The 24,272-nt window shown below is 71.4% G+C and carries 31 protein-coding genes and 1 tRNA gene; 20 read left to right on the top strand and 12 right to left on the bottom strand.

The window, feature by feature from the left end:
* The first annotated feature begins 43 nt into the window (after positions 1-43).
* From RQG84_RS02595 to RQG84_RS02570, 6 genes are all read left to right on the top strand, one after another.
* Positions 44-430, top strand: a complete 387-nt coding sequence (locus RQG84_RS02595; protein ID WP_311208716.1) for a hypothetical protein — start codon at positions 44-46, stop codon at positions 428-430.
* On the top strand, positions 423-764 hold the full coding sequence (locus RQG84_RS02590; protein ID WP_311208714.1) for a hypothetical protein: 342 nt from the start codon (positions 423-425) through the stop codon (positions 762-764). Before RQG84_RS02595 ends, RQG84_RS02590 begins: the two co-directional genes overlap by 8 nt.
* Complete coding sequence (locus RQG84_RS02585; protein ID WP_311208713.1) at positions 761-1,417, top strand: hypothetical protein; 657 nt, start codon at positions 761-763, stop codon at positions 1,415-1,417. The genes RQG84_RS02590 and RQG84_RS02585 overlap by 4 nt, the downstream gene beginning before the upstream one ends.
* A gap of 64 nt (positions 1,418-1,481) precedes the next feature.
* Positions 1,482-3,341 (top strand): peptidoglycan-binding protein, encoded by a 1,860-nt coding sequence (locus tag RQG84_RS02580; RefSeq protein ID WP_311208712.1) that lies wholly within the window; start codon positions 1,482-1,484, stop codon positions 3,339-3,341.
* 20 nt (positions 3,342-3,361) lie between these two features.
* The gene (locus RQG84_RS02575) at positions 3,362-3,784 is read left to right on the top strand and encodes a hypothetical protein (RefSeq protein ID WP_311208711.1); all 423 of its coding nucleotides are present in this window, start codon (positions 3,362-3,364) and stop codon (positions 3,782-3,784) included.
* Between the two features lie 82 nt (positions 3,785-3,866).
* The gene (locus tag RQG84_RS02570) at positions 3,867-4,172 is read left to right on the top strand and encodes a hypothetical protein (RefSeq protein ID WP_311208710.1); all 306 of its coding nucleotides are present in this window, start codon (positions 3,867-3,869) and stop codon (positions 4,170-4,172) included.
* A gap of 159 nt (positions 4,173-4,331) precedes the next feature.
* Here the strand turns inward: RQG84_RS02570 and RQG84_RS02565 are convergent.
* Positions 4,332-4,407 (bottom strand) — tRNA-Thr (locus tag RQG84_RS02565).
* 90 nt (positions 4,408-4,497) lie between these two features.
* Here RQG84_RS02565 and RQG84_RS02560 point away from each other — a divergent pair.
* From RQG84_RS02560 to RQG84_RS02550, 3 genes are read left to right on the top strand one after another with little or no spacing between them, the layout of a single operon-like run.
* Positions 4,498-4,908, top strand: a complete 411-nt coding sequence (locus RQG84_RS02560; RefSeq protein ID WP_311208709.1) for a hypothetical protein — start codon at positions 4,498-4,500, stop codon at positions 4,906-4,908.
* A 57-nt stretch (positions 4,909-4,965) separates the two neighbouring features.
* Positions 4,966-6,159 (top strand): amino acid deaminase/aldolase, encoded by a 1,194-nt coding sequence (locus RQG84_RS02555; RefSeq protein ID WP_311208708.1) that lies wholly within the window; start codon positions 4,966-4,968, stop codon positions 6,157-6,159.
* A gap of 19 nt (positions 6,160-6,178) precedes the next feature.
* Positions 6,179-7,474, top strand: coding sequence for a D-arabinono-1,4-lactone oxidase (locus RQG84_RS02550; protein ID WP_311208707.1), 1,296 nt, complete (start codon positions 6,179-6,181; stop codon positions 7,472-7,474).
* A 5-nt stretch (positions 7,475-7,479) separates the two neighbouring features.
* Here the strand turns inward: RQG84_RS02550 and RQG84_RS02545 are convergent, their stop codons facing one another.
* A complete protein-coding gene (locus RQG84_RS02545) occupies positions 7,480-7,734 on the bottom strand; it encodes a metal-sensitive transcriptional regulator (RefSeq protein WP_055963293.1) in 255 nt (84 codons plus the stop codon).
* Between the two features lie 80 nt (positions 7,735-7,814).
* On the opposite strand from RQG84_RS02545, the gene RQG84_RS02540 reads away from it, so the two are divergent.
* Genes RQG84_RS02540 through RQG84_RS02530 form a run of 3 tightly spaced genes read left to right on the top strand, consistent with a single transcriptional unit; the run spans position 7,815 to position 8,974 of the window.
* Positions 7,815-8,180 (top strand): carboxymuconolactone decarboxylase family protein, encoded by a 366-nt coding sequence (locus RQG84_RS02540; RefSeq protein ID WP_056556326.1) that lies wholly within the window; start codon positions 7,815-7,817, stop codon positions 8,178-8,180.
* Between the two features lie 15 nt (positions 8,181-8,195).
* Positions 8,196-8,360 carry a hypothetical protein gene (locus RQG84_RS02535; protein WP_311208706.1) on the top strand — a complete coding sequence of 55 codons (165 nt, stop codon included), beginning with the start codon at positions 8,196-8,198 and terminating at the stop codon, positions 8,358-8,360.
* Between the two features lie 44 nt (positions 8,361-8,404).
* The gene (locus RQG84_RS02530; RefSeq protein ID WP_311208705.1) at positions 8,405-8,974 is read left to right on the top strand and encodes a DinB family protein; all 570 of its coding nucleotides are present in this window, start codon (positions 8,405-8,407) and stop codon (positions 8,972-8,974) included.
* 54 nt (positions 8,975-9,028) lie between these two features.
* On the opposite strand, the gene RQG84_RS02525 is transcribed toward RQG84_RS02530, so the two are convergent.
* From RQG84_RS02525 to RQG84_RS02510, 4 genes are read right to left on the bottom strand one after another with little or no spacing between them, the layout of a single operon-like run.
* A complete protein-coding gene (locus RQG84_RS02525) occupies positions 9,029-9,835 on the bottom strand; it encodes an ABC transporter permease (protein ID WP_311208704.1) in 807 nt (268 codons plus the stop codon).
* Entirely contained in the window at positions 9,832-10,614 is a 783-nt protein-coding gene (locus RQG84_RS02520) for an ABC transporter ATP-binding protein (RefSeq protein ID WP_311208703.1), read from the bottom strand. Before RQG84_RS02520 ends, RQG84_RS02525 begins: the two co-directional genes overlap by 4 nt.
* Positions 10,611-10,976, bottom strand: a complete 366-nt coding sequence (locus tag RQG84_RS02515) for a DUF1048 domain-containing protein (RefSeq protein ID WP_311208702.1) — start codon at positions 10,974-10,976, stop codon at positions 10,611-10,613. The genes RQG84_RS02520 and RQG84_RS02515 overlap by 4 nt, the downstream gene beginning before the upstream one ends.
* Positions 10,973-11,302, bottom strand: coding sequence for a PadR family transcriptional regulator (locus tag RQG84_RS02510; RefSeq protein ID WP_311208701.1), 330 nt, complete (start codon positions 11,300-11,302; stop codon positions 10,973-10,975). The genes RQG84_RS02515 and RQG84_RS02510 overlap by 4 nt, the downstream gene beginning before the upstream one ends.
* Before the next feature lie 245 nt (positions 11,303-11,547).
* On the opposite strand from RQG84_RS02510, the gene RQG84_RS02505 reads away from it, so the two are divergent.
* On the top strand, positions 11,548-12,435 hold the full coding sequence (locus RQG84_RS02505; RefSeq protein WP_311208700.1) for a phenylalanine 4-monooxygenase: 888 nt from the start codon (positions 11,548-11,550) through the stop codon (positions 12,433-12,435).
* A gap of 25 nt (positions 12,436-12,460) precedes the next feature.
* Here RQG84_RS02505 and RQG84_RS02500 read toward each other — a convergent pair whose 3' ends face one another.
* A complete protein-coding gene (locus RQG84_RS02500; RefSeq protein WP_311208699.1) occupies positions 12,461-12,943 on the bottom strand; it encodes an SRPBCC family protein in 483 nt (160 codons plus the stop codon).
* A gap of 65 nt (positions 12,944-13,008) precedes the next feature.
* Here RQG84_RS02500 and galE point away from each other — a divergent pair, with 65 nt between their 5' ends.
* Positions 13,009-14,025 (top strand): UDP-glucose 4-epimerase GalE, encoded by a 1,017-nt coding sequence (galE, locus tag RQG84_RS02495; protein ID WP_311208698.1) that lies wholly within the window; start codon positions 13,009-13,011, stop codon positions 14,023-14,025.
* Positions 14,026-14,522: 497 nt separating this feature from the next.
* On the opposite strand, the gene rlmB is transcribed toward galE, so the two are convergent.
* Positions 14,523-15,470, bottom strand: coding sequence for a 23S rRNA (guanosine(2251)-2'-O)-methyltransferase RlmB (rlmB, locus tag RQG84_RS02490; RefSeq protein WP_055963255.1), 948 nt, complete (start codon positions 15,468-15,470; stop codon positions 14,523-14,525).
* Positions 15,470-16,915 carry a cysteine--tRNA ligase gene (cysS, locus tag RQG84_RS02485; RefSeq protein ID WP_311208697.1) on the bottom strand — a complete coding sequence of 482 codons (1,446 nt, stop codon included), beginning with the start codon at positions 16,913-16,915 and terminating at the stop codon, positions 15,470-15,472. Before cysS ends, rlmB begins: the two co-directional genes overlap by 1 nt.
* Positions 16,916-17,007: 92 nt before the next feature.
* Between cysS and RQG84_RS02480 the strand changes: the two genes are divergently transcribed.
* Together RQG84_RS02480 and ispF are read left to right on the top strand one after the other, a co-directional pair.
* On the top strand, positions 17,008-18,282 hold the full coding sequence (locus tag RQG84_RS02480; protein WP_311208696.1) for a peptidase C39 family protein: 1,275 nt from the start codon (positions 17,008-17,010) through the stop codon (positions 18,280-18,282).
* A gap of 37 nt (positions 18,283-18,319) precedes the next feature.
* Positions 18,320-18,802, top strand: coding sequence for a 2-C-methyl-D-erythritol 2,4-cyclodiphosphate synthase (gene ispF, locus RQG84_RS02475; protein WP_311208695.1), 483 nt, complete (start codon positions 18,320-18,322; stop codon positions 18,800-18,802).
* A 65-nt stretch (positions 18,803-18,867) separates the two neighbouring features.
* Here ispF and RQG84_RS02470 read toward each other — a convergent pair whose 3' ends face one another.
* Positions 18,868-19,353 carry a CarD family transcriptional regulator gene (locus RQG84_RS02470; RefSeq protein WP_055963243.1) on the bottom strand — a complete coding sequence of 162 codons (486 nt, stop codon included), beginning with the start codon at positions 19,351-19,353 and terminating at the stop codon, positions 18,868-18,870.
* A 183-nt stretch (positions 19,354-19,536) separates the two neighbouring features.
* Here RQG84_RS02470 and RQG84_RS02465 point away from each other — a divergent pair, with 183 nt between their 5' ends.
* Complete coding sequence (locus RQG84_RS02465; protein ID WP_311208694.1) at positions 19,537-20,100, top strand: hypothetical protein; 564 nt, start codon at positions 19,537-19,539, stop codon at positions 20,098-20,100.
* Between the two features lie 142 nt (positions 20,101-20,242).
* Here RQG84_RS02465 and phoU read toward each other — a convergent pair whose 3' ends face one another.
* Complete coding sequence (phoU, locus tag RQG84_RS02460; RefSeq protein ID WP_055963237.1) at positions 20,243-20,893, bottom strand: phosphate signaling complex protein PhoU; 651 nt, start codon at positions 20,891-20,893, stop codon at positions 20,243-20,245.
* Between the two features lie 133 nt (positions 20,894-21,026).
* On the opposite strand from phoU, the gene RQG84_RS02455 reads away from it, so the two are divergent.
* The 3 genes from RQG84_RS02455 (at position 21,027) to RQG84_RS02445 (ending at position 23,474) form a co-directional block, all read left to right on the top strand.
* Positions 21,027-22,166 (top strand): cell wall metabolism sensor histidine kinase WalK, encoded by a 1,140-nt coding sequence (locus tag RQG84_RS02455; protein ID WP_055963234.1) that lies wholly within the window; start codon positions 21,027-21,029, stop codon positions 22,164-22,166.
* Positions 22,163-22,843 carry a response regulator transcription factor gene (locus RQG84_RS02450; RefSeq protein ID WP_055963229.1) on the top strand — a complete coding sequence of 227 codons (681 nt, stop codon included), beginning with the start codon at positions 22,163-22,165 and terminating at the stop codon, positions 22,841-22,843. The genes RQG84_RS02455 and RQG84_RS02450 overlap by 4 nt, the downstream gene beginning before the upstream one ends.
* Before the next feature lie 154 nt (positions 22,844-22,997).
* Positions 22,998-23,474, top strand: a complete 477-nt coding sequence (locus RQG84_RS02445; RefSeq protein ID WP_311208693.1) for a hypothetical protein — start codon at positions 22,998-23,000, stop codon at positions 23,472-23,474.
* 11 nt (positions 23,475-23,485) lie between these two features.
* On the opposite strand, the gene RQG84_RS02440 is transcribed toward RQG84_RS02445, so the two are convergent.
* Positions 23,486-24,232, bottom strand: a complete 747-nt coding sequence (locus RQG84_RS02440) for a phosphoglyceromutase (protein WP_311208692.1) — start codon at positions 24,230-24,232, stop codon at positions 23,486-23,488.
* Between the last annotated feature and the right edge of the window lie 40 nt (positions 24,233-24,272).

The following is a 24,272-nucleotide window of genomic DNA, read 5'->3' as shown; positions in this document are numbered from 1 at the left end:
CGCTCTCCCAAGCGACGGGTTCGCACCCGAAGGTTGGGAGCTCGTGATCCGCACGGCCATCGTGCGCGTGGGCCCCGACTTCTGGCTCCACACCGACACCAACCACGCCAGCCTCGGCGTCACCAGCATCAACGTCGTCGACGGCTATCTCGAGGTCCACACCGACTTCGATCCCGCACGAGAGAGGTGCCTGTCGGCGACCGCCGCCGTGGACGCCACGCTCGCGGTCAAGGGCGTGAGCGCCGGCGCGTCCGGCGGCGCGGCCCTCACCCGATACGCCCTATCGTCGTCCAAGCAGCTCGGTCCATATGCTCCGCACACTCGCATCCCGGCCAACTCGACGGTCTTCAACTCCGGGATCGACAACCTGTGGATCGTCCACCACTCGCTGCGGCAGGTGGGCATGGCGAAGGACGGTCAGCGTGGCTGACGAACCGACTCTCGGCGAGGTGATGCGTCGACTCGACGAGCTCGTGCGGACCATCGCGTCGCTGGCCGGAGAGATGCGCGAGGACCGTGCGCACGCATCGGCGACGTACGTGCGCCGTGACGTCTACCTGGCGGAGCGGCTTGCCGACCAGGCTGCGGTGACCGACGTGGTGCGCGACCTGGACCAGCTGCAGAAAGCCACGCAGGAGAGGGACGCTGCCGACAAGGCGTTCCGGCGTCAGGCTTCGCTCGTCGCTGCCGGCGCCGCGCTCGGACTCGTCGGGTCGATCGTGCTGTCGGTCGCTGGATGGTTCCTGGGAGGTGGTCCCGCATGAAGCGGTTCCGTGTTCCCGTCCCGTCGACTCGAGCGCTCGCGATCGTGTGGACGGTCGTCGGTCTCGTCACGATCGGTGCGCTCATCGGGCTTGGCGTCGCTGTCAACGCGAAGTTCGACACCTTCGACGACGCTGACGCGACGTCGCTGCAGGAACGGCGCCAGCTCCAAGAGACCGTCGAGGAGCAGGAGGACGACCAGGCGCGCACGCAGGCCGCTCTTGAGGCGGTCGTCAGCCAGGTCGAGTCGCTGGGAGAGACGCCAGTGGTCACCCCTGCCGAGGTCGAACCGGACGCTCCGGTGCCGCAGCAGCTGCGCTACGTACCCGTCCCGGGGAAGCGCGGGCTGCGTGGGCTGCCCGGCGGCGAAGGGCCTGTCGGCGAGACCGGTGCAGCGGGCGCCGCCGGGGCACCCGGCGCGAAAGGCGACAAGGGCGACAAGGGCGACACCGGAGCCAAGGGCGACAAGGGCGACACCGGAGACCGTGGCGCTGCCGGGCGCGGTATCGCGGCCGTGGCCTGCACAGGCGGGCTCACGCCGATCACCTTCACCATCACGTACTCCGACGGGTCGAGCGAGGACGTGACGTGCGGCCAGCTCGAGCCCGTCGAACCCGAGCCCGAGCCCGAGCCCGAGCCCGAACCGACCGAGTAGCACCCAACCACCGAGACCCCCGCCGAGACCGGCGGGGGTCTTTCCACGCCACGAGGAGAACAGCATGGTCACCTACCTGCCCCGGTCCGCATGGACCCCCACCAGCAACGGGCGCGCCGGGCGCGCCCTGTCCGTCAGCAAGGTCGACCGCATGGTCGACCACTACCCGGCCGACGGGAACGTCGTCTACGCGAACCTGACGCAGGCGCAGGTCGCAGCGAAGCTCCGCGCCTACCGGCAGGCGCACCTCAACCGAGGGTGGGCCGACATCGGCTACAACTACGCCATCGACCAGAAGGGCCGCATCTGGTTCCTGACCGGCGACAACATCGGCGCCCACGCCAACGTCACCGGCAACACCAAGGGCATCGGCGTCCTGTTCGTCGTCGGCAACAACGAGCCAATCAGCCAGGCCGCGATCGAGGCGTTCCGCGCTCTCCGCGCCGACAAGCGCAAGAAGTTCACCAAGGCCACGCTCGTGCAGGGCCACCAGCAGGTCCCTGGCAACAGCACCTCGTGCCCCGGGCAGCCGCTCATGGCCCTGAACCGGTCCGGCGCGCTCGCCCAGGCGCCCGGCGGAGGCATCGTCGGACCCCCCGACCGCATGGCCGCAGCGTCCTACCCGCCCGTGGGCCCGTCCGCCGGCGAGCACATCACGTGGCTCGGCGAGCGGCTCGTGCTCCACCTCAAGGCCGCAGGCATCAAGGTGCCCTACGCCGTGGGCCCCGGCCCCGGCTGGTCCGACACCGACCGCGAGGCCGTCCGCCTGTTCCAGGAGGGCCAGGGCTGGACCGGCGACGACGCCGACGGCTACCCCGGCCCGGTCACGCTGCAGCGTCTCGCCGACTCCCCGGCGAAGTGGCCTGCCGTCACCGCGCCGACCCCGGTCCCCGACCCCGTCGAGGAGGTCGAGACGCACTACACCGTGCTCGAGGGCGACACGCTCTACAGCATCGCGGGACGGCTCGAGGGCGTCGAGGTCGACGACCTCGTCCGCTGGAACGGCCTCAGCGACGCGGACGTCATCCACGTCGGGCAGCAGCTCTCGATCGTCGAGCCCGAGGTCATCCCCCCGGTGTGCCCGGTGCCCGAGCCCGTCGAGCCCGATCCGGTTCCGCCGAAGGACATCGAGTGGGTCGACGAGTCGATCCTGTTCTGGAACCTCGCCGGCTACAACGCTGCCCGCGGGAAGGCGACCGCGCTCAAGCGGGTGCCCGCCATCTGCGCCTACGCGAACAAGGTCGCCCCCGACGTGCTCGTGTTCGTCGAGGCGTCCCACGCCATGCTCGCCGCGCTCGACAAGGGCCTGCCCAAGTACCAGCGTGCGCTCCGCGACGGCCGCGACGCGAACGATGCGAACGGCGCCGGCCGCGAGGTCTACGTCCGCCGCGACGCGCTCGTCATCAAGGACGTGTCGTTCGGGAACGTCACCACGATGCTCAACGGCGACGACAAGCCGATGCTCGGCGTGGTCTACGGGCCGAAGGGTGGCGGGACGCCGCGTGCCGTCGTGGCCGCGCACAACGAGAACCAGGACGGCATCGACAAGAAGACCCGCCTCGACGCCGACATCATCCGCCGGCGCCAGATCCGCGAGAACCTCGTCTTCCTGGTCCACAAGGTCGCGGCCCCGCACAAGGTGCCCCTCAGCAACCAGGCGCTCGGCGTCGACGGCAACTCCTACGAGTGGGCGCTCGACGAGGCCGAGCGCATGAACTGGCGCTCGAGCTTCGACCTGGCCGCGTCGACGAAGAACGCGCAGTACGCGACGCACACCAACTGGCGTGACGAGCTGGTCGAGGCCGGGCACTTCGACCTCGTGCTGCTGCGCCACGACGCCAAGGTCGTGTCCGCGAGCCAGGAGCTCGACCCCGACACGTCCGACCACAACCCGATCCTCGTCGTCCGCAAGGTGCGGGCGTGAACACCAACCAGGAGGCACCCATGTCCCGTCTCGCACGCATCATCCGCGCCGTGGTCGACTTCGTCGGCCGAGCGGCCACCGGCTACGAGCCCGCCGTGACGGCCGCGCTCGTCGCGGCGTTCTTCACGATGCTGTCCGGCATCGGACTCGTCGTCGGCGACCTGCCGCAGAAGGTCGACGCCGTGCTCGGCTTCGTCGCGTTCGTGGCGCCGCTCATCGCGGGCTGGTATGCCCGCCAGAAGGTCGCGCCGATCAAGACGCTCAACGAGAGCGAGGTGCTCGTGAGCGACGGGCAGGTCTACGCGTTCAACGCCGACACGCGCTCGAGCGTGGCCATCAACAGCAACCGGACGCTGCACGGGTCGATCGCGCTCGACACCGAGGTCGACGCCGAGCAGGTGGCCGAGCAGCTGCGGATGAGCGAGCACCGCTACCGGAAGTAACGCCCGACTGCAGAGCTGCCCCCCGACCGGCTTCGGCCGGTCGGGGGGCCTTTCTGTCGTTCCCGGGACCTACGCTCACGCCATGGCCGAGCCCATCCAGCCGCACACCAACGCCGGGATGCCCCGGCCGGGCGGTCGGTGGCAGTCGATCCTCAACGAGTCCTGGCCGCAGCGCGACGAGACCGGCTTCCACGCCCGCGACGTCAGAGACAACACCGAGCACACGCTCGTCGAGGCACGCATCGTCTGGAAGGACGACGGGCAGGAAGTGCTGCCTGGCGTCGTCACCCGGCGGTGGGGCCGCTTCGTGTTCGTCGAGCAGCTCAACGACCCTCGAGTCCGAGCCCGGGGCGTGTGGCTCGAGGACTCCGACACACGGCCGCGCTGACCCTCCGCGCTGTCATTGCAGGGGGAAAGAACCTCGAGTCGTTCTTCCCCGTCGGTTCGGCGCGCCCGCAAGCGTGTGCGGCGAATGAGACTGCGAGCACTTGGCTACCACTCTGGCTACACGGCGACCGGCCGCTGTCGTCGGTTTCGTTGGTATCCTTGGAGCCTCCGACAGGAGTCGAACCCGCGACATCCTCATTACAAGTGAGGCGCTCTACCAACTGAGCTACGGAGGCGTACCGACCCATCGTAGGGCGACTGCCGTCACAGACAGGGGTGCACGTCCTCCTCTACCGTGGACGACGCCGCCGATCATCGAGGACCCCATGCGCATTCGCACCGTCAGCCTGACCACTGCCTTCGCGGTGATGGCCATGCTCACCGTGGGCACGGTCGCCCTCGTGTCCGCCACGGGCGGCGGCGACCGGTCGAGCGCGAGCGACGCGCCGGCCGGGGTCCCGACCACGTCACTCACGCCGCCCACGACGAAGCCGTCACCCACGCCGCGACCCACGAAGTCGTCCGACGGCACCGACGAGCCGGCCGACCCGAAGCCGTCGGACCGCGCGACGGAGGCGCCGTCGAAGGCCCCGCGCACGTCGACTCCTCGCACCAGCGCGCCCCGACCGGCAGCCACCACCCAGCGCCCCGCTCCCGCTCCGTCGAGCGCCGCGCCGGAGCCCAGCGCGACTCCCGGCCTGCTCGACGGCCTGCTCGGCCCCCTGCTCGGCGACTGAGCACGAGCCTGCGCGTGACCCTCCCGCTGACCCTCCAGGTCGTGCCATCCTGAGCGGGTGAGCGCACCCTTCGCACGCCTGCTCTCGGCCACCGCTCCCCTCTCGGCTCCCCTCGCCGCGCTCGACGCCCCGGCACTGTGGGCCAACGCCGACGACCTCGTGCGGCGCGCGGCCGGCGTGCCGATCCGCGTGGCCAGCAAGTCGGTGCGGGTGCGGTCGGTCATCGAGCGCACGCTCGACCGTCCTGGCTTCGCCGGCGTGATGTCCTACTCGCTGGCGGAGAGCTGCTGGCTCGTCGACCAGGGCGTGACCGACGACGTGCTGCTGGCCTACCCGACCGTCGACCGCGCCGGCCTGCTCGCCCTGACCGAACTCAGCATCGAGGGCGAGCGGCGCCGGGCGGCGATCACGCTGATGATCGACTCGACCCAAGCCCTCGACGTCATCGACGCCGTGGCCGGCATCTCCCACCCGGTACTGCGGGTCTGCCTCGACGTCGACGCGTCGCTGCGCCCCGGCGCCCTCGGGGTCCACCCGCTGCACCTGGGCGTGCGGCGCTCTCCGGTGCACTCGGCCAAGCAGGCGGCCGTCGTCGCCCGCGAGGTGGGCGGCCGCGACGGCTTCGACCTCGTCGGCGTCATGTTCTACGACGCGCAGGTCGCGGGGCTGCCGGACACGTCGCCGGCCGTCCGCATGGTCAAGCGGATCTCCAGCACCGAGCTCGCGCACCGTCGAGGCGACGTCGTCCGCGCCGTCTCGCAGCACGCCGACCTCGAGATCGTGAACGCGGGCGGCACCGGCAGCCTCGAGGTCACCGGCGCCGATCCCGCCATCACCGAGCTCACGGCGGGCTCGGGGCTGTTCACCCCCACGCTCTTCGACGGCTACGACGCGTTCGAGGCGCACCCGGCGGCCTACTTCGTGCTCGACGTCGTCCGCCGGCCGGCCAAGGACGTGGCCACGTGCTTCGCCGGCGGCTACACGGCGTCCGGGCCGGCGCAGGCCAACCGCATGCCCACCCCGGTGTGGCCGGAGGGGCTCACGCTCCTCGGCACCGAGGGCGTGGGTGAGGTGCAGACCCCGGTGAAGGGCAAGGCGGCCCGCGGCCTGCGCATCGGCGACCGCGTGGTGTTCCGCCACGCCAAGGCCGGCGAGATGTGCGAGCGCTTCGACGCGGTCACCCTGGTCGACGACGCCGGCCGCGCCGAGACGGTGCCCACGTATCGCGGAGAAGGGAAGAACTTCGGATGAGCGAGCGGTCGGCGGCGCGATGAGCGTCCTGTGGCAGAACTGGGCCCGCAGCGTCCGAGCGCACCCGCGGCGGGTGCTGCACCCGGCGTCGACGCAGGAGGTGGTCGAGGCGGTGCGCGCGGCACGCGCCGAGGGACTGCCGGTCAAGGCCTACGGCGCCGGCCACTCGTTCACGCCGATCGCGGCCACCGAGGGCGTAATGCTGCGGCTCGACCGGATGGACGCCGTGCTCGGCCACGACGCCGTCACGTCTCGGGTGCGGGTGCAGGCGGGCATCTCGCTGCACGCGCTCAACCCACGCCTGCTCGCGCTGGGGCTGGCGCTGCCGAACCTCGGCGACGTGGACCCCCAGTCGGTGGCGGGCGCGGTGTCCACGGGCACCCACGGGACGGGCCACCGACTGCACGGCATCTCCGCAGCGGTGGTCGGGGTGCAGCTCGTCACCGCCGACGGCGACGTGGTGGAGATCGACGAGCAGCACCCGTGGTTCGGGGCCTCCCGCGTCACGCTCGGCGCGCTGGGCATCGTGACCGAGGTGACGCTCCAGTGCGTGCCCGCGTTCCTGCTGCACGCCCGCGAGGAGCCGATGGCTCTGCCCGAGGTGCTGGACCGGCTTCCCGAGCTCGTCGAGGAGAACGACCACTTCGAGTTCTACTGGTTCCCGCACACGGAGAAGGCGCTCGTCAAGCGCAACAACCGGGTGCCGGACGGGTCCGAGCGCGCACCCGTGGGGCGGGTGCGGCACCTCGTAGACGACGAGCTCCTGAGCAACGGCCTGTTCGAGGTGGCCAACCGGGTGGGGCGTCGCGTGCCGTCACTCGTCCCGCGCATCAACCACCTGAGCGGGTCGGCGCTGTCGGCCCGCGAGTACGTGGACCACTCCCACGAGGTGTTCGTCTCCCCCCGGCGGGTCCGGTTCCGCGAGTCGGAGTTCGCCATGCCGCGGGCGGCCCTGCCCGAGGTGATCGCGTCGCTGCAGGGGTGGTTCGGCGCGGGACACGAGACCGTGTCGTTCCCGATCGAGGTCCGGTTCACGGCCGCCGACGACGTGTGGATGTCGACGGGGCACGAGCGCGACAACTGCTACGTGGCGGTGCACCAGTACCACCGGCTCGACCCGACGACGTACTTCGCGGCCGCACAGGACGTGTTCACCGCGCACGAGGGGCGACCGCACTGGGGCAAGATGCACACGCTCGGGGCCGACTACCTCAGCGGTCGGTACGCCCGCTTCGACGACTTCGTCGCGATCCGCGACGAGCTCGACCCGCACCGCGTGTTCTCCAACCCCTACCTCGAGCGCGTGCTCGGGTAAGCGCCTCACGCGAGCGACAGGAAGACCTTCTCCAGCCGGGCGACGTCGACGTCCTCGCCCTCGGTGACGCACTTCTGCATCCCCGTGCTCACGAGGGCGAAGCCGCTGCGACTGAGGGCCTTGCTCACGGCGGCCAGCTGCGTGACGACGTCCTCGCACTCCGCGCCCTCCTCCAGCATGCGGATGACGCTGGCCAGGTGGCCGTGGGCGCGCTTCATGCGAAGGGCGACGGCCTTGGTGTCCTCGGGCTCCAGGTGCATGCTCACATCCTAACCCCCCAGGGGGATATGTGGTAGCCTCCTGACGAAATCCCCCCCAGGGGATAGAGAGGAGATTCGTCATGACCCACGGAAAGGCCGTGCTCGACGAGCTATCACCCCTGCACCGCGCCCTCCGGCGCGCTGTCCCCGACGTCTACGCAGGCTTCGGCGAGCTGCACCGCGCGGCCTTCGCCGACGGCGCACTCGACGTCCGCACCAAGGAGCTGATCGCACTCGCGATCGGCGTCGTGGAGGGGTGCGACGGATGCATCGCGTCGCACGCCCAGGCCGCCGCCCGCGCCGGCGCCACCCGCCAGGAGGCCGCCGAGGCCATCGGCGTCACGTTCCTCATGCACGGTGGCCCCGCCACCATCCACGGCCCGCGCGCCTACGACGCGTTCTGCGAGTTCGCGCCCGAGGACGAGCCCGCACCCACCACCCCCTGACCCAGGAGTCCCGACATGTGCCGACCCGTGACCTGCTCCACCTGCTCCAAGACCACCTGGGCCGGCTGCGGCCAGCACGTCGCCCAGGTGCGCGCCATGGTCCCCGACGACCAGTGGTGCGCCGGGCATCCCGACGAGCCTCGCGGCGGCGGGATGCTGCGCCGCCTCCTCGGTCGCTGACCCGGCCTCTTGCCGTGCCCCTCGGCCTCGTGCTGAGGTGGGCCGTGACCATCGAAGAGAACGGCGGAGGTGCCGGGCCGCGGGCGGCCGATCAACACGGCCGACTGGACCCGCCCTTCGCAAGCGACGAGATGTCGACGCTGCGGGGCTTCCTGGACTTCCACCGCCGCACGCTCGCGTGGAAGCTCGAGGGGCTGACCCGCGACCAGCTGGCCGCGACGCACCCTCCCTCGACCATGACGCTGGGCGGGATGCTCAAGCATCTCGCCTACGTCGAGGACTCCTGGTTCGGGGAGGTGTTCCTCGGACACGAGCCGTCCGAGCCCTGGCGGAGCACCGACTGGCGGGCCGACGCCGACTGGGACTGGCACTCGGCCGTCGACGACGACCCGACCGACGTCCTGGCGCTCTGGACGGAGTCCGTCGCGAGGTCCGACGCCGCGCTCGAGGCGGCGACCGACGGCCTCGACACCCTCGCCGTGCGCCCCTGGCGCGGCACGGGAGAGCCGCTCTCCCTGCGATGGATCGTCGTGCACATGATCGAGGAGTACTGCCGCCACAACGGCCACGCCGACCTCCTGCGCGAGGCGATCGACGGCAGCACGGGCGAGTAGGCCGAACGACCCGTTCCCGCCGATCGAGCCCCGGCCGATCGAGCCCCGACCGTTTCAGCCGTGGCCGATGCGTCGCCGATGGACCCGCAGTGCGAGCACCTGCGCGAGCACCAGGATCCCGCCACACCAGGCAGCCGCCACGAGCACCTCACGACCGGACGCGCCCTCGCCCAGCAGGCCGCGCAGCGCGTCGACGATCGCGGTGACCGGCTGGTTCTCCGCGAACCACCGCACCGGTGCGGCCATGGCGTCGGTCGGCACGAAGGCGGAGCTGAGGAAGGGCAGGAACACCAGCGGATAGGAGAAGGCGCTGGCGCCCTCCACCGACGACGCGGCCAGGCCGGCCGCGACGGCGAGCCACGTCAGGGCGAGCGTCAGCAGCAGGAGGAGGCCGACTGCCAGGGCCCACGCCCCGACGCCTGCGGAGGAGCGGAACCCCATGAGCAGGCCCACGCCGAGCACGACCAGCAGCGAGACGCCGTTCGCGACGACCGACGTGAGCACGTGCGACCACAGGACGGCCGATCGTGCCGTGGGCATCGAGCGCAGCCGCTCCACCATGCCCGACTGCACGTCGAGGAACAGCCGGTACGACGTGTACGCCACCCCCGAGGCGATCGTCACCACGAAGATGCCGGGCAGCAGGTAGTCGACGTAGGGCCCGGTCCCTGTCTCGATCGCCCCGCCGAGCACGTAGACGAAGAGCAGCAGGAACATCACCGGCATCACGGCCGTCGTGACGATGGTGTCGGGGCTGCGGGCCACGTGCCGCAGCGAGCGACCGAGCAGGGTGGTCACGTCCTGGAGGGCGTGCCGGACGAGGGTGCCCGGCGGCACGGGCACGGCGGCGTCGGTGGTCATGGTCGGGCTCCTCCGGGGTGGTCGCCGACGAGCGCGAGGAACACGTCCTCCAGGGTCGGCTGCTTCTCGACGTGCTCGACGGTGGCCGCCGGCACGAGCGCCTTGATCTGCGCGAGGGTGCCGTCGGCGACGACCCGCCCGCCGTGCAGCACGGCGACGCGGTCGGCCAGCTGCTCGGCCTCCTCGAGGTACTGCGTGGTCAGCAGGACGGTGGTGCCGCCGGCCACGAGGTCGCGGACGACACCCCACACGTCGCGACGCGCCTGCGGGTCGAGGCCCGTCGTCGGCTCGTCGAGGAAGACGACCGTCGGGTCACCCACGAGGCTCATCGCGATGTCGAGCCGGCGCCGCATGCCGCCGGAGTAGGTCGCGGCACGTCGCCCGGCGGCCTCGGTCAAGGAGAACCGCGCGAGCAGCTCGTCGGCCACGCGCCCGGGGTCGGGCAGGTGTCGCAGCCGAGCGACGAGCACGAGGTTCTCACGTCCGGTCAGGACCTCGTCGACGGCCGCGAACTGGCCGGTGAGGCTGATCGCCCCGCGCACCCTGGCCGGGTCCGAGGCGACGTCGTGCCCGGCCACCTCGGCTCGACCGGCGTCGGCACGCAGCAGCGTCGCGAGGATGCGCACGAGCGTGGTCTTGCCCGCACCGTTGGAGCCGAGGAGAGCGGTGACCGACCCGGGCGCGACGTCGAGGTCGACGCCGCGCAGCACGACCACCTCGCCGAACGACTTCTTGATCCCACGCACACGGATCGCGACCTCCGTGGCCACGGAGGTCATCGGGACTCCTCCTCGACCGCCTCGTCGATGGTGTGGCCCAGCCGGTCCCGCTCCTTGCGGATCCAGCTGCCACCGCCGTAGTTCTGCATGAAGGTCTCGGCGAACTCCACCGGGTCCTCCCCCACCACGTCGCGCACCGGCGTGCCAGCGGCCGAGGCCTGCTCGAGCAGGTCGGCGAGATCGGCGAGCATCGCGACGAGGCTCGCGCCGTCGTCGGACGGGCCGAGGTGGAGCAGGTAGCGCTCCAGCCCCTTGGCAGCCGTCCGGTAGGCCGGAGGCAGGGCCTTGATCCGCGCCTTGTACTGCAGGTACTGCTTCTTGCCGGCGAGGTCGCCGACGATCCTCTCGATCCACACGGTCATGCACCTTCCTCACGAAGTCGGTCCAGCCGGGCGGCGAGGTCGGTCCACGTCCGCCAGAAGTCCTCGAGCGCCGACCGGCCCTCGGGGTTGAGCGCGTACACCTTGCGCGGGGGGCCCTTCTCCGACGGCACCTTCTCCACGTCGACGAGACCGCGCTGCTCGATACGCAGCAGCAGGGCGTAGATGGTGCCCTCGGCGACGTCGCTGAAGCCGCGGTCCCGCAGGTCGGCCCGGATGTCGTACCCGTGGGCCGGGCGCCCGGCCAGGACCGCGAGGACCACGCCCTCGAGGATGCCCTTGAGCATCTCCGTCTCCTGCTTGCCCATTCGTCGCTCCCACTACTCAGTGACACTGACTACCGGTACAACGTAACAGTGAGTACCGCCCCGGGCAAGGCCCTCCCGGGCTCACTCGCTCACCGCCACCTCGCTCGGCAGTCCCTGCCCCGGCGACGCGTGGTTGGATGGGCTGTGACGTGGCGCACACCTGCTCCGCGTGCGCGACGGCCCCACCCCGGCCGTCGCACCCACCCGCAGCGGTCCGCACCCACGGACCGCGGACAGGAGGACCCGTGTTCGAGGAAGGCCAGTACTTCGCCCCCGTGAAGCAGACCGACGACGGCCGCATGACCGTCGAGCTGGGCGCCGACCACCCCGGGCTGCACGACCCGGAGTACCGCGAGCGCCGTGACCTGCTGGCCACGCTCGCCCACCGGTGGCAGCCCGGCGAGCCCGCCCCCGAGGCGCCCTACACCGACGCCGAGCACGAGGTGTGGCGCGTCGTGAGCGAGGACCTCCTCGCCAAGCACGAGACCTACGCCTGCCGCGAGTTCCTCGACGGCAAGGCCGCCCTCGACCTCCCGCTCGACCGCGTGCCGCAGCTCGAGGAGCTGTCCGACCGGCTGGAGCCGATCACCGGCTTCCGGTACCGCCCCGCCGCCGGGCTCGTGCCGCTGCGCGACTTCTACGGCGCTCTCGCCGACCACGCCTTCTGGGCCACCCAGTACGTGCGCCACCACTCCGTCCCGCTCTACACGCCCGAGCCCGACGTGCTGCACGAGGTCGTCGGGCACGGCAACACGCTCGCCGACCCCCGGTTCACCCGCCTGTACGAGGCCGCCGGCCAGGCCGCCCGTCGCGTCGAGACGGCCGAGGCGCTCGAGTTCGTCAGCCGGGTCTTCTGGTTCACCCTCGAGTTCGGCGTGGTGCACGAGCCCGACGGCCTGAAGGCCTTCGGCGCGGGCATCCTGTCGAGCCCCGGCGAGATCGAGGAGTTCCGCGGCATGACGATCAAGCCGCTCGACGTCGTGGCCATGGGCACCACCGACTACGACATCACCCACTACCAGGACGTGCTCTTCGCGGCGGACTCCTTCGCCCACGTGGAGGACGCGGTCGGCGGGTTCTGGGACACCTGCACCGACGACTCGATCACCGCCCTGCGCGCGACGGCCGCCTGAGGCGTCGCCGGGAGAGGGTCGCGCGTCAGCCCTGGGGGACCTCGCGGGCGTCGAGCCGGGCCAGCAGGGCACGGCCGAAGCCGCGTCCCATGCTCGCGAGCACGCCGTCCATCGCTGCCTTCACCGCGGGCTTCGCCAGCTTGGAGAGGGGGAGATCCACGCGGACCTCGAGCTCGATGTCGAGCAGCGTCCCCTCGGCGTGCTCGGTCAGCACGTAGGTGCCGTCGACCCCGGCGCGCTCCCGCGAGCCGGCGGGTGGGTCGTGGGTGAAGGCGATCCGCGTCGGCTCGTCCGCCTCCATGCGCACGGTGAACGCCGGCGCGAGGCTGACCCCGACACCCGGGACCTCGTCCATCGACCATCTCCAGTGGTCACCGTCCACCTCGATGCGCCGCACCAGCGGCGTCATCGCGGCCACGGCGTCGGGATCGCTCAAGACCGCCCACACCCGCTCCCGGTCGGCGGTCACGACCGCGGACGACGTGCGCTTCGCCGAGAACCAGGTCATGGGTCGATCCTGCCTGCTGAACCGTGGCCGCGCGCGTCGGTGACACGTCTGGGTAGCGTGGCGGCATGCGTGTCCTCGTCACCGGCGGTGCCGGCTACATCGGTTCCCACACCGTCCTCACCCTCCTCGAGCAGGGTCACGACGTCGAGGTGGTCGACAATCTCGTCAACGGCAAGGCCGAGGCGGTGCGTCGCGTGGGCGAGCTCGCCGGTCGCGACGTCGCTCTGCACGAGGTCGACCTGACCGACCGCACGGCGACGCATGCGGTGCTGGCACGCGGGTTCGACGCCGTCATCCACTTCGCCGCGCTCAAGGCGGTCGGCGAGAGCACCCAGAAGCCGCTCGAGTACTACGCCAACAACATGGGATCCACGTTCACCCTCCTCGAGGCCATGCGCTCCCACGACGTGCGCACGCTCGTGTTCTCGTCCTCGGCAACCGTGTACGGCGAGAAGGCACCGGTCCCCTACGTCGAGGACTTCGAGCCCCTGGACTCCTCGAGCACCTACGGCCAGACGAAGGTGATGACCGAGCGCATCCTCACCGACGTCGCCGCGGCCGACCCCGCCTGGCGGGTGGCGCTCCTGCGCTACTTCAACCCGGTGGGCGCCCATCCCTCCGGCCGCATCGGCGAGGACCCGCAGGGCACCCCCAACAACCTGGTGCCGTTCATCGCCCAGGTGGCGGTGGGCCGACGTGAGCGGCTGTCGGTCTTCGGCGGCGACTACCCCACGGCGGACGGCACGTGCGAGCGCGACTACATCCACGTGCAGGACGTCGCCGAGGGCCACGTGGTCGCCCTCGACGCGATCCTCGCCGACGAGCCGGGCGTGCACGCCTGGAACCTCGGCAGCGGTCAGGGCACGTCGGTGCTGGAGATGATCCACGCCTTCGAACGCGCCAGCGGACGCGAGATCCCCTACGACGTCGTCGAACGCCGTCCCGGCGACCTGCCCGCCTTCTGGGCCGACCCGAGCAAGGCCGAGCAGGAGCTGGGCTGGACGACCTCGCGTACCGTCGACGACATGTGCCGCGACACCTGGACCTGGCAGTCGCAGAACCCCCAGGGCTACGACGCCTGACCAAGTCACTCCGTTTCGGACACTTCCGGGGCAAGAACTGGGGTCCACGTGCCCCGCACCTGTCCGAGACGCGGGGTCGGGGCTGCGCTGCTTCGGCCGGCGCCCTGGGCGGCCTCCGAAAGGGCCTCGACGGAGCGGACCTAGCGCCCCGACCGAGCCCCCGGGCCGTCACCCCGTTTCGGACACGTCCGGGGCACGGATCGGGGTCCAGATGCCCCGGAACTGTCCAGAACACGCGTTTTGACGAGTTCGTGTCGATTTCTCGGCGCGGAATCGACACGAAGTCGTCAGATCGCGTGGACCCGCGGCCGGGAAGCCCGATCGAGCCCGGCGCCCCCGTTCCGTCGAGGCCCTTTCGGAGACCGCCCCCACGACGAGCTGCAGCAGCGCAGCCGCAGGACCTCAGACCCGACGGAGCGCAGCCGCAGGCCGAGAACGACCCGACGGGGCGCAGCCGCAGGACCTCACCGACCCGCCGCAGCGCAGCCGCAGGGCCCTCAGACCCGCCGCTGCGCGATCGCGTACATCGCGATGCCCGCGGCCACACCGGCGTTGAGGCTCTCCAGGCTCGAGGCCATGGGGATCGAGACCATCTGGTCGCACGTCTCGCCGACGAGGCGGGAGATGCCCTTGCCCTCGCTGCCGATCACGACGACGAGCGGACCGTCGGCGAGGTCGAGGTCGGGCAGGGCCACGTCGCCGTCGGCAGCGAGGCCGACGACCATGAGCCCGGCCTCCTGGTAGGCCTTGAGCTGACGGGTCAGGTTGGTGGCACGCGCCACGGGAACCCGCGCCGCCGCCCCGGCCGACGTCTTCCAGGCCGCGGCCGTCATCTGCGCGGCCCGACGCTCGGGGATGACGACGCCGTGGGCTCCGAAGCCCGACGCCGACCGCACCACGGCTCCGAGGTTCCGGGGGTCGGTGACACCGTCGAGCATGACGATGAGCGGTGGGACGCCCTGCTCGGCAGCACGCGCGAGCAGGTCGTCGGGGTGCGCGTAGTCGTAGGCGTTGAGCTTGGCGGCCACGCCCTGGTGCACGGCACCACCGGTGAGCTTGTCCATCTCGATGCGGCCGATCTCCAGCAGCGACACGTGCTGGTCGGCGGCCAGCTTGAAGATCTCGCGGATCCGCTCGTCGCGCTCGGCGCCCTCGGCGATGTAGAGCCCGGCCACCGGGACCTTGGCACGGAGCAGCTCGACGACGCTGTTGCGTCCGGCCACCCACTCCGGGCCGCCGTCGCTGTTCTTGCGCTTGGGGCGCGCGGCCTCGCGCTTGTCGGTGGCGCGCGCCATCTTGTACGCCTTGTGGTTGGGGCGCTCCTCGGCACGCGGCGTGGGGCCCTTGCCCTCGAGGCCCTTGCGGCGTCGGCCGCCGGACCCGGCGGTGGGGTTGCCCTTGCCGGTCTTCTTGATCGCGCCTCGGCGCTGGCTGTTGCCGGCCATCATCGTCCCTTCACGGACCAGCTCTGCACGGACCACCGGGGGCCTTGCGCTGTGTCCTCGATCTCGATGCCGGCCGCAGCCAGCTGGTCACGTACTCGGTCGGCGGTGGCGAAGTCCTTCGCCGCCCGCGCCTCCTGGCGCTGCTCGAGCAGGGCGTCGACGAGCGGCGCCAGGGCACCCTCGGCCGCGCCCGACCCCGCACCCTGGGCCGACGTCCAGTGCTCGCCGAGCGGGTCGAGCCCGAGCACGTCGAGCTGCGCGCGGACCGTGGCCAGCACGGTGCGCAGCTCGGGGCTGTCGGCCGCCGACGCGAGCAGGGTGTTGCCCTGCGTGACGCCCGACTGCAGCACCGCGAGCGCCGCCGGCACACCCAGGTCGTCGTCCATGGCGGCGGCGAAGGCGTCGCCGACCTCACCCGGCTCGACGTCGCCGCCCGCCGCGCGCACGGCCTCGTCGGCCCGCCGCACGAAGCCCTCGATGCGCTCGAACGCCACGGCTGCCTCGGCGAGCGACTCCTCGGTGAACTCGATGATCGAGCGGTAGTGCGCCGCCACGAGGTAGTACCGCAGCGCGATGGCCGGCACCCGCTTGACGACCTCGCTCACCATGAGCGTGTTGCCGACGCTCTTGGACATCTTCGCGCCGCTGAGGTTGAGCATCGCGTTGTGCATCCACAGGCGCGCGAACGGCTGTCCGGCGGCGCGCGACTGGGCGATCTCGTTCTCGTGGTGCGGGAAGCGCAGGTCGAGCCCGCCGCCGTGGATGTCGAACTCGGTGCCGAGGTACTTGGCGGCCATCGCGGAGCACTCGAGGTGCCATCCCGGGCGCCCACGGCCCCACGGCGTGGGCCACGACGCCGACTCCGGGTCGCCGGGCTTGTGACCCTTCCAGAGCGCGAAGTCGCGCGGGTCGCGCTTCCCGTCGGCCGGGGCGTCGGGGGCGGCCTGCATGTCGTCGACGCTCTGGTTGCTCAGCTCGCCGTAGTCGGCCCAGGAGCGGACGTCGAAGTAGACGTCACCCGACCCGTCCGCGGCGGGGTAGGCGTGGCCGCGCTCGATGAGCGTCTCCATCAGCTCGATCATCTCGGGCACCACGCCCGTGGCGCGGGGCTCGTAGGTGGGCGGCCGGCAGCCCAGCACCTCGTAGGCGGCGTGCAGCGCCCGCTCGTTCTCGTAGGCCACCGCGAACCAGGGTCGGCCCTGCTCCTCGCCCTTGGCCAGGATCTTGTCGTCGATGTCGGTCACGTTCGCGACGATCGTGACGTCGTAGCCGGCGCGCTCGAGCCACCGGCGCAGGACGTCGAACACGACCTCCTTGCGGATGTGCCCGATGTGCGGCGGTCCCTGCACCGTGAGGCCGCAGTGGTAGATGCCGACCTTGCCGGGCACGACCGGGTCGAGGTCGCGCTGCTGCCGGGTGGCGGTGTCGTACAGGCGCAGGCTCACCCCCGAAGCCTATCGGCCCGGCGGCACCGTTCCTGCCACCTGGATTCGCCACAACCGCCCCACGCACCCCAGGCGTCACCTACCCTCGGAGGATGCCTCTTCCCCTTCGGCATCCCGTTCGCCGACCCGCCACGCTCGGCACCGCCGTGCTCACCGCCGTCTCAGCCGCCCTGATGCTCCTGCCCGCCGCTCCGGCCCAGGCCGCCGGCGACCGCGTGAGGACCGATCGGTGGGTCACCGCCAGCGACCTCAAGAAGGGCACGCTTGACGGCGTGAGGATCTCGGGCTCCGCGCTCGTCCTCGCCTCGCCGCGTCGCACCTTGACCTACACCGACCCCTTCGGCACGAAGAAGAAGACGACCTGGTCCTACGGCAGCTGGACCTCGCCCTGGACCGGCACCGGCTTCGGCGCCCGGACTCTCGTCCCTTCCTGGAGCGCCTCGATGCCGAACGGGACCTGGATCCGCGTGCTGGCCCGCGGGCGCAGCGGCTCCACGACCGGCAGCTGGGACACCGTCGCGACGTGGGCCTACGGCACCGCGGGCGTGCGACGCGCCTCGGGGACCGCGCAGCCCGACGACCTCACGTCGTTGGCCACCGACACCCTGAAGGCCAACGGCTCGCGCACCTTCTCGCACTGGCAGCTGCGCTTCGACCTCGTGCGGGCCCCGAAGTCCACCGCTACGCCGAAGGTCGAGTCGGTCAGCGCCGTCGCCGCCTCGTACTCCACCCGCCGCGCGGCCACGAGCCGCACGACCATGACGAAGACCCAGACGCTCGCCGTCCCCGGCTTCTCGCAGATGACCCATCGCGGCCACCATCCCGAGTGGGGCGGCGGAGGCGAGGCCTGGTGCTCGCCGACGTCGGTCGCCATGGTGCTCCGGTACTTCGGCTCCGGACCCAAGAAGGGCGACTACAGCTGGACGAAGGGTGCCGACGGGCAGGTGGACCACGCTGCCCGGTACTCCTACGACTACCGCTACCGGGGCACGGGGAACTGGCCGTTCAGCACCGCCTACGCGGGGCGCTACGGACTGGACTCCTTCGTCACCCGCATGGTCGACCTCCGCGACGCCGAGGCGTTCATCAAGGCCGGCATCCCGCTGGTGGCCTCCGTGGCGTTCAAGCGCGGCGAGCTGACCGGAGCGCCGATCTCGTCGACACCGGGCCACCTGCTCATCATCAGCGGCTTCACGGCGGACGGTCGGGTCGTCGTGAACGACCCGGCGGCCCCCTCGAACGGGTCGGTGCGTCGGACCTACTCCCGCGCTCAGTTCGAGCGTGCCTGGCTCGGCGGCAGCGGCGGCGTCGTGTACGTCATGCGTCCGGGCTCGAAGAAGCTGCCGGCGGACACCTCGCGCTGGTAGCCACGTCACCTGCTCCGGTGCCTGGCAGGATGCAGCCATGACCCTGCCCGACGTGCGCACCGGCATCGGCACCGACGTCCACCGACTCGTGCCCGGCCGCGCGATGTGGCTGGCCGGACTCGAGTGGCCGGGCGAGGACGCCGGGCTCGAGGGTCACTCCGACGGCGACGCGGCGTGCCACGCGATGGTCGACGCCCTGCTCTCGGCCGCCGGCCTCGGCGACATCGGGTCGCGCTTCGGCACGGCCGATCCTCGGTTCGCTGGGGCGTCGGGCACGACCTTCCTCACCGAGACCGTCCGACTGCTCGCCGACGCCGGGTTCGCCGTGCTCAACGTCGCCGTGCAGGTCGTCGGCAACACGCCCCGACTCGGGCCGCGACGCGACGAGGCCCAGGCGCACCTCTCTGCCGTCGTGGGCGCACCGGTGAGCATCTCCGCCACGACGACCGACGGCCTCGGACTCACCGGGCGGGGCGAGGGCGTGGCCGCGATCGCCACCGCACTGGTCGCCCGGGCCTGAGCCCGCCCCCGAGAACGACGACGGCCCCCGCCCGAAGGGGCGAGGGCCGTCGAGGATCGATCGGCTCAGGAGGCGAGGACCTCGTCGAGCCGCAGCTCGGCCTTGTCCTCGTTGGTCTTCTCCGCGAGAGCCAGCTCGGAGACCAAGATCTGGCGAGCCTTGGCGAGCATGCGCTTCTCGCCGGCCGACAGGCCCCGCTCGTGGTCACGGCGCCACAGGTCGCGCACGACCTCGGCCACCTTGAGCACGTCGCCGCTGTGCAGCTTCTCCAGGTTCGCCTTGTAGCGACGCGACCAGTTGGTCGGCTCCTCGACGTGCTCGGCCCGCAGGACGCCGAACACGCGCTCGAGGCCGTCGGCGTCGACGACGTCGCGGACGCCCACGAGGTCGAGGTTGCAGGCAGGAACACGAACCACCAAGTCGTTCTGGGCAACGATGCGCAGGACCAGGTAGTCCCGCTCTTCCCCCTTGATCGTCCGCTTCTCGATGTCTTCGATGACTGCGGCCCCGTGATTGGGGTACACAACCGTCTCGCCGACAGTGAAAGTCATAAACGCGGCACCTTTCGTAGGTGATCAGTTTAACACGCGCCACGGACGACTATTCCGGGCGTTCCAGGCTCCCGAGCGGTAGGTTCCGCCCACTCCGATCGCCGCGGGGTCGGACCCCGGCACGTCGCCGCGCTCCGATATGATCCGCACGACGACCCTCCCCGACGCAGAAGCAGGTGCCCGGTGCCCACCGTTCGCACGCGCCGTCTCACGGCCGCCAGCATGATCCTCGCCGCCTCGCTCGGCCTCTCGGCCTGCGGCACCGGGGGTGGCGCCGCCACCAACCAGCAGTACCAGCCCGGCATCGGCGCCAACCTGCGCACCGGTGACGTCCAGCTCTACAACGCGCTCCTCGTGGCCGGCAGCGACGACACGCTCGCCTTCTCCGCCGGCGTGCTCAACACGACCGACTCCCCGCAGACGCTCGAGTCGGTCACCATCACGCCGCTCGGCGGCTCCGGCTCCGTCACGGCCGACCCGGCCACCGACGTCGAGCTCGCGCCCCGCCAGCTCTTCACCATCGGCCGTGCCGGCGAGCTCGCCGGCATCGACGGCGCGACCCTCCCGGTCGGCCGGTACGCCGACGTCACCCTGACCTTCTCCGACGCGGGCGAGGTCGAGATCTCCGTCCCCGTCGTCGCACGCAACGCCAGCTACGCCGACGTCGCCGAGACCCCGACGAGCGACACCGCCGAGCAGCAGGCCACCGAGGAGGCCGCCGAGGCCGAGGAGACCCCGGCCGGCTGACCCCGCGGGCCTCCCGGGGCCCGACGGCGACCGGAGGCGTCGACGCCTCCGTGCCGTCCGCCGCCCCGCCACGACGACAAGGGCCGCCCACGATCCCCCCGAGGATCGCGGACGGCCCTTCGTCGTAGGGGCCTCGCAGGCGTCAGACGCCCGGTGCCAGCTCGCCGGTGACGAGGTAGACCACACGGCGCGCCATGGAGACGGCGTGGTCGCCGATGCGCTCGTAGTAGCGGCCGAGGAGCGCGAGGTCGATCGCCGGCTCGATGCCGTGCTCCCAGGTCCCGCCGAGCAGCGCCCGGAACAGGTCCTTGCGGAGACGGTCCATCTCGTCGTCGGTGTCCTCGAGCTTGGTGGCGGCGTCGATGTCGCGGTTGGCGACGATGCGCGACGCCGCGTGGATCATCTGGTCGGCCACCGAGGCCATCGCCATGATCGTGGGCTGCAGGGTGGTGGGCACGGCGACGTCGGGCATGCGCATGCGCGCCACCTTCGCCACGTGGACCGAGAGGTCGCCCATCCGCTGCAGGTCGGTCAGCATCCGCAGGGTGGCGACCAGCTGCCGCAGGTCGGTCGCGACCGGCTGCTGGGTGGCGAGGAGGAGCAGAGCACGCTCCTCGATCTCCTCGGTGGACTCATCGATCTGCTTGTCGCCGGCGATCACCTGCTCGGCGAGCGGGCCGTCGGCGTTGAGCAGGGCGGCAGTGGAGGCAGCGACAGCCTTGCGGACGGTCCCGGTCAGCTGGACCAGGTCGTCGACGATCGTGTCGAGCTGCTCGTAATACGCATCACGCATGAGAGGGACCCTAGGAGAAGCCGGTGAACGGATGGCGACGCCTGGTGAACGAGGTGTGAACAGCCGCAGAAAGGCGCACGTCAGAGGGGGTTCGGGCACGGGCGCCTGCTCACGATGGGCCTAGCATCGGGGCGTGGACATCAGTGCGGGTCTCGTCGTCGCCGGTGCCGTGGGTACCGCCCTCGGTGCCGCGGTGACCTTCCTGTGGCTGTTCAGCGAACGCCGCCAGAACGCCGTTCCCGACGAGCCGACTCCCCTCGTGCCCCCGGGCGCGGAGGCCGTGCTGTCGGTCCTGTCGTCGACCACCGTCCTGCTGGGCCCGTCCGACGAGGTGCTGCAGGCGTCGGCCCCGGCCGTGGCCCTCGGCATCGTGCGCGACAACCGCATCGAGTCCGAGGACATCCGCGGCCTCGTCCAGCAGGTACGTCGCGACGGTCAGGTGCGTGAGTCCAACCTGACCCTGCAGCGCCGACGCGGCACGCCGGCCCACGTGCAGGTCCGCGTCGCCCCTCTCACGTCCCGGCTGATCATCGTGCTCGCGCTGGACCGCACCGACCAGCAGCGGGTCGAGAACATCCGCCGCGACTTCGTCGCCAACGTCAGCCACGAGCTGAAGACGCCGGTGGGTGCGCTCAACCTGCTGGCCGAGGCCGTCTCCGAGGCCAAGGACGACCCGGAGTCGGTCGTGCGGTTCGCCTCGCGCATGCAGACGGAGAGCGAACGTCTCACCCGGCTGGTGCAGCAGATCATCGACCTGTCGCGCCTGCAGAACGACGTCGCCAGCGAGGACGCTGCCACCGTGAAGGTCGACGAGCTCGTCGCCGAGGCCTGCGAGCACTCGGCCACGGAGTCCGAGCGCAAGCAGATCGAGATCGCACGGTCGGTCGAGCCTGACCTGATGGTCCACGGCGACCGCGCCCAGCTGCACGCCGCCGTCAGCAACCTGGTCGAGAACGCCGTGACCTACAGCCCCGAGGGCTCCAAGGTGGCGGTGACCGCCGCGCTCGACGGTGACGACGTGCGCATCAGCGTGGCCGACAACGGCATCGGCATCGCCGGGCCCGAGCTCGAGCGCATCTTCGAGCGCTTCTACCGGGTCGACCCCGCCCGCGCCCGCGCCACGGGCGGCACGGGGCTCGGCCTGTCCATCGTCAAGCACGTGGCCGCCAGCAACGGCGGCTCCGTGGACGTCTGGAGCGAGCCCGGCGCTGGCTCCACCTTCACGCTGGTGCTCCCCCGCTTCCAGCACGACCTCGATGAGGAGATCCCGTGACACGAGTGTTGGTCGTCGAGGACGAGACCAGCTACAGCGAAGCGCTGTCGTACGTCCTGCGCAAGGAGGGGTTCGACGTCGCGATCGCCGAGACGGGACCCGACGCCCTGACCGAGTTCGAGCGCAACGGCGCCGACATCGTGCTGCTCGACCTGATGCTGCCCGGGCTGCCCGGCACCGAGGTCTGCCGTCAGCTGCGGCAGACGTCGAGCGTGCCGATCATCATGGTGAGCGCCAAGGACACCGAGGTCGACAAGGTGGTGGGCCTCGAGCTCGGTGCCGACGACTACGTGACCAAGCCGTACTCGCCGCGCGAGCTCGTCGCCCGCATCCGCGCGGTCCTGCGCCGCGGCGCGACCGACGAGATCGACGACGACGCCGTGCTCGAGGCGGGCCGCGTGCGCATGGACGTCGAGCGCCACCTGGTGTCGGTCGACGGCGAGACCGTGCGACTGCCGCTCAAGGAGTTCGAGCTGCTCGAGTTCTTCCTGCGCAACCCCGGCCGGGTCCTCACCCGAGGCCAGCTCATCGACCGCGTGTGGGGCGCCGACTACGTGGGCGACACCAAGACGCTCGACGTCCACGTCAAGCGCCTGCGGGCCAAGATCGAGCCCGACCCCGCCAACCCGGCCACCCTCACCACCGTCCGCGGTCTGGGCTACAAGCTCGACGCCTGACCGCCCCTCCCCTCGTTCTGACGCGTTCGCGTCGATCCTGCGTCCGCAGACCGACCGGAAGGCGTCAGAACGCCGTGACAGGCATCGCGTCCGTCGGTACGGTGCCTTCACCGACGACGACGAGGTGCGACGTGGACGAAGCCACGAGGTGGACGTGAGCCCGCTCGTCGCCGCGGTCGTGTCGGCACTGGCCGGAACAGCGCTCGTCTTCGTCCTGGCGCTGCTCCTCCGACCACTCTCGAGCACGTACCGGGGCCAGAAGCGGCGCCTCGGCAGCGCGCGCGAGGTCAGGAGGTTCCGACGCGCCTGGGGGTCGGGCACCGTGCCCGCCGACGCCGACCGCTGGCTCTGGACCGCAGAGCTGGACCACTGGCCGGCTGTGGACCAGCGGGCTCGGGCCTTGCGACGCCTGGCCCTCTGCGCCGGCGTCATCATCGCGACGCTGCTGGCGATCGGCGTCGCCGCAGGCGATGGAGACCCGCGGACGGTGGTCGCCACCGTTCTCCCGGTCGTCGTGCTGGTCGCGCTGTTCGCCGCGATGCTGCGCTTCCTGCCCGACCCGACCCCGCACATCGAACGGCGCACGCAGCGGCTGCGGTCGGTGCTGCAGCACCGACCGCCCACCTCCTAGGTGGCGCCTGCCTAGCGACCCTGGTTCGCCACCGCCGCGATGGCGTCGGCGGCGGCGTCGGGATCGAGGTAGCGGCCGCCCTTCGTGACGGGCTTGAGGTCGTCGTCGAGCTCGTAGACGAGCGGGATGCCGGTGGGGATGTTGAGGCCGACGACCTCGTCCTCGCCCAGGCCGTCGAGGTGCTTGACCAGGGCGCGCAGCGAGTTGCCGTGCGCCGTCACGAGCACGGTCCGGCCGTCGAGCAGGTCGGGGACGACGCTGTCGTACCAGTACGGGAGCATCCGGTCGAGAACGTCGGCCAGGCACTCGGTGCGCGGCAGGAGCTCGTCGGGCAGCGCCGCGTAGCGGGCGTCCTTGGCCTGCGAGAACTCGCTGTCGTCGTCCAGCACCGGCGGCGGGGTGCTGTAGGAACGGCGCCAGGTCATGAACTGCTCCTCGCCGTACTCCTCAAGCGTGGCCTTCTTGTCCTTGCCCTGCAGTGCGCCGTAGTGACGCTCGTTGAGCCGCCACGAGCGCTTGACCGGGATCCAGTGCCGGTCGATGCCGTCGAGCACGATCTGCGACGTGCGGATGGCCCGACGCAGCAGCGACGTGTGCGACACGTCGGGGGCGATGCCGGCGTCGGCCAGCAGCGTGGCCCCGCGGTGGGCCTCCTCCACGCCCTGCTCGTTGAGGTCGACGTCGACCCAGCCGGTGAACAGGTTCTTCGCGTTCCACTCGCTGTGCCCGTGGCGCAGGAGGACGAGCGTGTAGGTCATGTCGACGACCCTACCGCCAGCCCGTCCCTGCGTTTCGGAC

Source organism: Aeromicrobium sp. WCS2018Hpa-31 (assembly GCF_031843905.1).
In the GTDB taxonomy this organism is placed as follows: domain Bacteria; phylum Actinomycetota; class Actinomycetes; order Propionibacteriales; family Nocardioidaceae; genus Aeromicrobium.
This window is presented reverse-complemented; position numbering and strand designations above follow the sequence as displayed.